Source organism: Paenibacillus sp. AGC31 (assembly GCF_057334655.1).
In genome coordinates, this window is sequence record NZ_JBHFJH010000009.1 from 64148 (window position 1) to 72005 (window position 7858).

The 7858-nt window shown below is 51.4% G+C and carries 7 protein-coding genes; 4 read left to right on the forward strand and 3 right to left on the reverse strand.

Annotated elements, in window-relative coordinates; genetic code table 11:
* Position 1 precedes the first annotated feature (1 nt).
* Together cydB and ACE04G_RS06030 are read right to left on the reverse strand one after the other, a co-directional pair.
* A complete protein-coding gene (cydB, locus tag ACE04G_RS06025; RefSeq protein WP_449005169.1) occupies positions 2-1057 on the reverse strand; it encodes a cytochrome d ubiquinol oxidase subunit II in 1056 nt (351 codons plus the stop codon).
* Entirely contained in the window at positions 1002-2417 is a 1416-nt protein-coding gene (locus tag ACE04G_RS06030; RefSeq protein WP_449005170.1) for a cytochrome ubiquinol oxidase subunit I, read from the reverse strand. Before ACE04G_RS06030 ends, cydB begins: the two co-directional genes overlap by 56 nt.
* A gap of 383 nt (positions 2418-2800) precedes the next feature.
* Here ACE04G_RS06030 and ACE04G_RS06035 point away from each other — a divergent pair, with 383 nt between their 5' ends.
* From ACE04G_RS06035 to ACE04G_RS06050, 4 genes are read left to right on the forward strand one after another with little or no spacing between them, the layout of a single operon-like run.
* The gene (locus ACE04G_RS06035) at positions 2801-4093 is read left to right on the forward strand and encodes a tetratricopeptide repeat protein (protein ID WP_449005171.1); all 1293 of its coding nucleotides are present in this window, start codon (positions 2801-2803) and stop codon (positions 4091-4093) included.
* Complete coding sequence (locus tag ACE04G_RS06040; protein ID WP_260632656.1) at positions 4090-5085, forward strand: glycosyltransferase; 996 nt, start codon at positions 4090-4092, stop codon at positions 5083-5085. Before ACE04G_RS06035 ends, ACE04G_RS06040 begins: the two co-directional genes overlap by 4 nt.
* A gap of 1 nt (position 5086) precedes the next feature.
* Positions 5087-6628: a glycosyltransferase family 4 protein gene (locus ACE04G_RS06045; RefSeq protein WP_260632657.1), complete on the forward strand. Its 1542-nt coding sequence runs from the start codon at positions 5087-5089 to the stop codon at positions 6626-6628.
* Entirely contained in the window at positions 6625-7296 is a 672-nt protein-coding gene (locus ACE04G_RS06050) for a class I SAM-dependent methyltransferase (RefSeq protein ID WP_221819752.1), read from the forward strand. The genes ACE04G_RS06045 and ACE04G_RS06050 overlap by 4 nt, the downstream gene beginning before the upstream one ends.
* A 251-nt stretch (positions 7297-7547) precedes the next feature.
* On the opposite strand, the gene ACE04G_RS06055 is transcribed toward ACE04G_RS06050, so the two are convergent.
* Positions 7548-7858: hypothetical protein (locus tag ACE04G_RS06055; protein ID WP_486094246.1), on the reverse strand; the 311-nt coding region annotated here is incomplete at its 5' end.

Below are 7858 nucleotides of genomic sequence, written 5' to 3' on the forward strand. Positions count from 1 at the left end.
ATCAGTACTCCAGGTGGTGCTGCTCGTTCAGGCGTTTGCGGAAGATATAATAACTCCAGATCTGATAGCCGAGAACAAACGGCAGCAATGTGCAAGCTACAATGGTCATTACTTTCAATGAATACGCTCCCGATGCGGCATTGTATACAGTCAGGTCATACGCCGCCCCAAAGGAACTCACCATCACTCTTGGGAAAAGTCCGATAAAGACCGAGGCAAAGGCAATTGCAATCACTGCTCCAGTCATACCAAAAGCCCAGCCTTCACGCTTCTGACGAACAAAGTATGCTGCAAGTGCAAGCGAAACTGCGCCAAGTACAACCATGATCCAAAGAGCCCAGCCTCGTACGGCGAACACATCCGTCATGAAATACGTCATTAACGCGTAAACAGCGAGTAGCGCAGCCAGCGGCAGCATCAACTTTTGCGCTGTCTTCAAGGCACGCTCTCTGAGATCACCTACTGTTCGTAGTGATGCAAACAGCAATCCATGAACCAGACACAGTAGCGTTACGCTCAAGCCACCAATCACGGTGTACGGATTAACAATATCGAGGAATCCTGCACGCAACTGCATCTCCCCATCAATGGGCAGACCTTTCATCAATGTGGCAAAGACCACGCCGAACAGGAACGGTAAAAGCGCGCTGGAGACCACAATGATGATGTCCCATGTTTTGCGCCAGCGCTGCTGTTTCATTTTACTGCGGAATTCGAAAGCAACTCCGCGGCCAATCAGGGCCAGCAACACCACCACAAGTGGCAGGTAAAAACCACTGAACAACGTCGCATACCAATGCGGGAAGGCAGCAAACATCGCGCCCCCTGCTGTAATCAGCCATACTTCATTACCATCCCAGAACGGACCAATCGAGTTGATCAGGGTCCGGCGTTCACGGTCTGTTTTGGCGATAATGCCTGTAGACATCCCCACACCAAAATCAAAACCTTCCAAAAAGAAGAAACCGACAAACAATACGGCAATCAGCAAAAACCACAACTCACTTAGTGACAACGGAATAACCCCCATCCACGCCGAACGGATCGGCCGATTCATCGTGATCTTCCGGCTTATCGACCGCAAATGGTCCTGCCTTGATCTCACGTACGAACAGGTATACCATCACGATACCAAGCACGGTATACGCAGCTGTGAACGCAATTGTGGAGAACAGGATCATGCCTGCGGATACGTTTGGTGAAACCCCGGCTTCGGTAGTCATATAACCAAATACCGTCCATGGCTGTCTTCCAACCTCGGTCATGATCCAACCTGACGTATTGGCGATAAACGGCAAAGATATGGCGAACACCATCAGACGCATAAACCACTTTCCAGCGACCTCCAGCTTCTTACGCATGGCTAGGAATGTACCGTATAGCGCCAATGCAATCATTAAACCACCCGCTGCGATCATAATGCGGAAACTCCAGAATGTTGTCCGTACCGGCGGGATGTAGTCCCCCGGTCCATACGTCTGTTCATACTCAGCTTGAAGCTCCTTCATACCTTTGACACTACCGGAGAACTTGCTGTAGGACAGGTAACTGAGTAACCCTGGGATTTTGATCTCCCCCGTGTTCTCCTGTTTATCCGGATCGATAAAAGCGACCACCGTCCATGGCGCCGGATCTTCTGTCGTTGTCCATGTACCTTCACTGGCTGCCATCTTCATCGGCTGTGTCTCCACCAGATATTGCGCCTGGAAATGTCCGGAGAAAGCTACACCAAACGAGGAAATAAGCGCGATAATGATCGCGATATTAAACGATTTGCGGAAGATCTCCACATCCTGCTTTTTCATCAATTTGTAGGCACTGATCCCGGTTACAACGAAGGCCCCTGTCATCAATGCCCCAAAAATCGTATGCGGGAACTCGACGAGCAACTGACCATTTGTGATGAGTGCAAAGAAATCATTCATCTCGGCTCGGCCGTTGTTAATCTCAAACCCAACAGGATGCTGCATAAATGAATTGGCTGCCAGAATCCACAGCGCAGACAGGAATGTGCCGACAAACACCAGCCAGATGCAGGCCAGATGCACTTTTTTGGACAAACGATCCCATCCGAATATCCACAACCCAATAAATGTAGACTCCATAAAAAACGCGAGTAACGCTTCAATAGCCAGTGGCGCACCGAACACGTCCCCCACGAACCGAGAGTACTCGGACCAGTTCATGCCAAACTGGAACTCTTGCAAAATACCTGTGACTACCCCGACGGCAAAGTTAATCAAGAACAGCTTGCCCCAGAACTTGGCCATCGTTTTGTAGATCTCTTTACCCTTAACAACGTACAACGTCTCCATGATCGCAACCAACAGTACAAGACCGATGGATAGCGGCACAAAAAAGAAATGGAAAATCGTTGTAAGTGCATATTGGATACGCGATAACATAATCGGATCCATACCGTTACCCCTTCTTTCTGTTCACTTCGCAGTATGCGTATTTGGCATTGAAGCTGCACCTTCGCTGTCTGTCCGCCAAATACGTTGATGAACGTATTGTGCCAGATTACCTATTTTATACATGTGAGAATTATCACAATCTTCGTCTCTAGCGCAAAAAAAAGTGATCCTGGTCACATAAAAGATAAAATTCAGTCTATTATCACAGCTTGCCAACTGCATCTATTCATGGAAGATACTCATGTTTGGGACGGAATGCCCATATGTTAGTCTCAGGCATATCATGCGAAGTACCGTGAGGGCTTTACATATAAAGTGAAAGCATGAAGTACATGCAGAGTGAATGACGCACCATATTACAGTCAAGGTGAGGTGAACTATTCATGGAAAAACCTGCGCCATTACCAGGTGAAGACTCCGAAGTCAGCCTGGATAAGGCCAGTACAACACAGTCCCCTGTCCGATATGTTCTCTTCCCTTGCAAAGGAGGCTGGTCATCCTTTCCCTACCCCGATATTGCTGCATTGCTGTCGATCGAAGGAGAGGTCTACTATGTCAGCAGCCTGACGCAATCAGAAGATGTACCTCCGGTCATTACCGTCATCTCCCTCCCTGAAGCCGAGCAGCTATTGCTCGAACCTCGCACCGTAGCCGTAGTCGCCCATCCCTACTGGCTAATGGCTGCGGCTTCGCTGGAGCCTGAGCTATGTATTGCCCTGCTCCCTGAGCCTGCTGGAAACGAAGCAGAATCTCCGCTATGGGAGAGCAGTATTTCCAAACTGGTCGGCATCGCCGATCTGGTAGGCACATCCTCCGAAACACGTTATATGAAGCTGTTATTCCAAGGCGTACGTGCCATCTGGCTGGGCGGCGAAGACTCTGCACCTGCGGGGACGATGCAAAAGGATGATCTCGAAGTCCCTCTCCGGGACTACGAACTGCTCTTCTTGCATGCGCTGCGGCAGATCCTGTCAGGCACTCCGGATAGCGTCACCTTGCTTCAATGCAGTGTACGTGCCGACTTCTACCGCCAGCTTCGTGCCAAAGCAGGTGCACATGAGACGATATCCTTTTTGCTGGCAGCCTATGAGTACTTGCTTGAAGATTCTCGGGCCGTCCATTCGTTGCAAGAGTCCTTCACCCATGCGGTCATGAATGGTCGCAGTGATTGTGTAATCTCCCATTATCGATTCCTGTCTGCCATTCATGCCCGGGCCGGACAGTTGGAGGACGCCCTGCGGGTGTACGGAATTAGTGCAGCAGATGAACAAGAACGGCATCATTATGAACAGTTATGTCGCTGGTTTGAGGCGGGAGAAGATCAACTTGTACGAGCGGAACTACTGCGTATGAACGATGATTACGGAAATGCTCTGCGTATCCTGGACGAACTTGGCGGAGAAACCGCGAGACATTGGAAATTCCGCATCTTCCAGGAGACTGGACGTGTGGATGATGCACTGGCTCTGGTGCATGCAGTCGATATTCAGGATGATGACAGTCGCCGGGATTATCAGCAATTATCGGGAAGTGCGCTGGCACTGCGAGGGGAACGGCACGGGGCCGTCCGACATTTCCTTGAGACAGCATTGGAGGATGAAGAAGCGCTGGCCCGGATTGTGGAGCTGGAGCTGTTGGATCATGCTGTACAGCAATTGCTTGGGGAGGTGCCATGATGCTGGACCCGAAGAAGCGTAGACAACAGTTGAATGGGCCAATGGTGCACAGGGATATCCGAACCGAAACCACTTTCACGCCAACGGAAACAGTGGATCGAACACATATAAACGTATTGGAAAATGGCGATCACACACCGGATCATGCACAACCATCACATGGCTCCCGAAGCCAAGTGCATCACTGGGGCGACACACAAGGTCAATTCGAACAGGACACTACTTCCATAGAGGAGGAAACAAGCGTATTCAAAGAACCCTTCTCCATTCGCCGGGTTCGCAAAAGCAAAGGCAACAAGCTCACCGCCATGCTCCAGGTTCGCAATGAACGTGGCCGATACCTTGAAGAAGTATTGCATGATCTGAGTGAGTTCGTGGACGAGATCGTGATTGTGGACGATGCCAGCACAGATGGAACCCCGGATCTATGCAAAGCCTATCCGAAAGTGGTCCGTCTGGAGGTATTGGAGAAACCGCTATTTTCCGAGGAATGGCGCCTTCGCAACACCTTATGGCAAGCGGCGGCGGGAACATGTCCCGACTGGTTGCTCTCAGTTGATGCGGATGAGCTGTACAGCTCAGAGGCCAAGAAGGCCATACGCACTTTGATTAATCAGGAGTATGCGGACTGGTTTGCATTCCGTTTCTACGATATGTGGGGTGGCCGGACCCACTATCGGGAAGATGATCTCTGGTCTCTTCACAAGCGGCATACCGCTTCACTTGTACGGTATATGCCTGGATATCCTTATTTTTATCCACAACAGAATCATCATGTCCCCCGTCTTCCCTTGTCCTGCACTGTATTGCCTGGAGTCAGCACGGAATTGAAGGTTCAGCATCTCGGCTGGGCAGGCAGTCTGGAGGACCGGGTTCGTAAATATTTGCGTTACAAGCGCATTGATCCTAGCGGTGAGTGGGGTAATCTTGCACATTACGAGTCTATTCTCGATCCGGAACCTCGGCTGATTCCCTGGAAGGAGGGACCGTGAGATGGGCGTAGTGAGTATCCTGACACATAGTTTCACCGACGGGTACAACCGGGAATTCGGTCGTGTATTTGGTGGTGGACTGGAGCGTTACATTCTGGATCTGTGCAGTGTCATCCGAGGACTCGGGCATATTCCCGAAGTTCATCAGCTGTCCTATTTTGAAGCATTCCAGACTCGGACGGAGCAGATTGACGTATTCGGTTATTCGTACGACATGGATAATGTACCGGAAGCCTTTGACCGGATGGCAGCCGCAGCGCGCGGTCCCGTGATCTATGCCAGCTGTCTGTGGCAACCCATCACCTACAAACCCGGCAGTCTTGGCATCTGTCACGGCATTAACTGGGATCGTCCCGGACTGCCACTGGAGACCAAACAACAAGTCGCGGAACATATTCAACTGGCTTTGGATGGACTCGTGCGCATTGTATCCGTGGATTCTCATTTCCAGACCTTTTGCCGGGCTGCGTGCACCTATACTGATCCAAGGCAGGTTGTCCTGATTCCCAACGCAGTGGATACGTCCTATTTCACACCAGCCCCACCAACACGGACCTTGGAGCAGAAACAGGAAGACGAATGGCTTGTCGCATGGAAGCATGATCTGGCGAGTCATGAAGAGAATGTTGGTGCAGTTATATCAGGGGTGCAAGCTGTAGAAGGTAAGGGTGGAATGAGTCGTGATGGAGCGAACAATGGTAAGGCTAACGGAGACGGAGGTGGGGATACAGATAGCGAACAAGAACGAAAGGAGAAAGGGATGTTAGATCTCCATTTGCAGTTATCGAAACGGGAAGAAGCTGAGGCAGATGGCGAAACGTATAGGTTTGCTCATAACCACCGGAATTCAACGGATTGGGCTACGGAGATTCTGGTAGAAGCAGATGCTGATTATCAGGTTAATGTTCCGATTCAGGGACAGGTTGAAAAGAAAACTGTGGATGCCCGTGTGACCTCTCCCCGCCCGATTCGCATTATCTATCCGCGCCGCATCAGCATGGAACGGGGTATTATCCCAATGATGCTGGCGGCGGATAAACTTCTTGGAGCCTTTCCGGATCTGGAGATTGAATTTGCCGGGGAACTGGTCGAAGGCAGTACGGTCGGGAGAGTCTTTCGTTACTGGCATCGTACTCATCCACATGCGGAGCGAATTAACCAGCGCACGTATGATTTCCGTGATATTCGAGAGGCCTACCATCAGGCAGATATCGCCGTAATTCCCACCGTGTTCTCGGAAGGCACCTCCTATGCCTGTCTGGAAGCGATGAGCTGTGGACTTCCGGTAATTGCCTCCAATGTTGGCGGATTGAATGATCTGATTCAGGATGGTTTTAATGGGCTGCTGGTACCTCCTGGTGAGCAGGAACTAACCGCTGCACTGGTACGTCTTGTACAGGATCGGGCCGAGCGAGAACGACTGGGAATCTATGCGCGCGAGACTGCACTGTCCTATGATCTTGCCAGGTGGCGGAGCCGTTGGAACACGGTGTTGGAATCTTTTTTGGCAGAGACAGGATTGAAGGAGGGAATTCGGGGATGATGGATATGCCCAAGGTAACGGAATTCATGGAATCAAGATACATTCGGCAGAGTGATCCTAAAACGGACACATTGGTCTTCCCGCTGCATCCGGCATGGTGGAGCCGTCCCTACGAATATGAATGGGCCCGGCGGTTTGCACGTCCAGATGACGTCGTCCTTGATGCAGCCTGCGGTATCTCCCATCCGTTCAAATTCTGGCTTGCCGAACACTGCCGCGAGGTTCACGCCTGTGACTGGGATGAACGTATTTTGTCTGAAGAGGCGATAAGACTGGATATCGTTTCTGATTTTGGTGAGCAAGCGGCCCAGGATCTGCCGGAATCAACTCTCATCCGATTGCACCGTGCAAAGGCTAATCTGGCCCAGCTTCCGTACGAGTCAGGTAAGTTTGATCGGGTGTTCTGTATCTCTGTACTGGAACATCTGGATACGGGCACGATGCTGCGGGCGTTTCGTGAATTCGCTCGGGTTCTGAAACCAAACGGACAGTTAATCGCTACCTTCGATGTGCCTGAGATGCGGCCGGATCTGCTGGAAACGATTATGGCTGTCACCGGATTAACCATTGAAGATAAACTGAATGTGGATGAGCCGGACGATGCCATCTGGTCTGACATGTACGGCACGCCGATCCGCTGTTTTCGAGCAGTGATATGCAAAGGCTGAGACGAATTGGCTTACGTTGAGTTAAGTGCAGAGTGGAAAATTGAGGGCTTAAGGGCTCGACCCATTAGCAACGGAACAATACACGGTTCGGGAAATGCTCCGATTACCGGTAGCTCCGTTGCTTTTACAATTTCGATCGGATGGGCTAGTGCGGGAATATGTGGGGATGTACAGGGGTTGGAGGTTCGGGACTAGAAATCAGAGATTAGTGATTAGTGATTAAAGATATAAAGATTAAAGATTAAAGGAAATTATAGGTGTACCAGTAACATGTTGCACTGGTTGTTGTATTCATCAGCAGAGGCTGCGCCGGGTGCTGTCAGGCGCAGCAGGGTGTGCAGGCCCGGCGGGATTGTCGTCGCCGGGCGACCTGTGGCGGCAGGTTGCCGCGCAGTGAGTTGGGCCGATTCGGCCCATTCACGCGCTAGGTTCTGCCGCCCGGCGAGCAGCGCGAGCGTGCCCGCGAGGAGCGCGTGAGCGGTGCGCTCCGAGGCGGGCACTTCGTCCGCGTGGGGCTGCTGCGTGCCGTCAGGCGTGCCGCATAGCGCAAGCAGCCCTTCGC

What these genes read in the sequence shown, in the direction of transcription:
- ACE04G_RS06035 (WP_449005171.1), top strand. Translation starts at nt 2,801, where the DNA reads ATGGAAAAACCTGCGCCATTACCAGGTGAAGACTCCGAAGTCAGCCTG.
- cydB (WP_449005169.1), bottom strand. Translation starts at nt 1,057, where the DNA reads ATGAATCGGCCGATCCGTTCGGCGTGGATGGGGGTTATTCCGTTGTCA.
- ACE04G_RS06040 (WP_260632656.1), top strand. Translation starts at nt 4,090, where the DNA reads ATGATGCTGGACCCGAAGAAGCGTAGACAACAGTTGAATGGGCCAATG.
- ACE04G_RS06030 (WP_449005170.1), bottom strand. Translation starts at nt 2,417, where the DNA reads ATGGATCCGATTATGTTATCGCGTATCCAATATGCACTTACAACGATT.
- ACE04G_RS06050 (WP_221819752.1), top strand. Translation starts at nt 6,625, where the DNA reads ATGATGGATATGCCCAAGGTAACGGAATTCATGGAATCAAGATACATT.
- ACE04G_RS06045 (WP_260632657.1), top strand. Translation starts at nt 5,087, where the DNA reads ATGGGCGTAGTGAGTATCCTGACACATAGTTTCACCGACGGGTACAAC.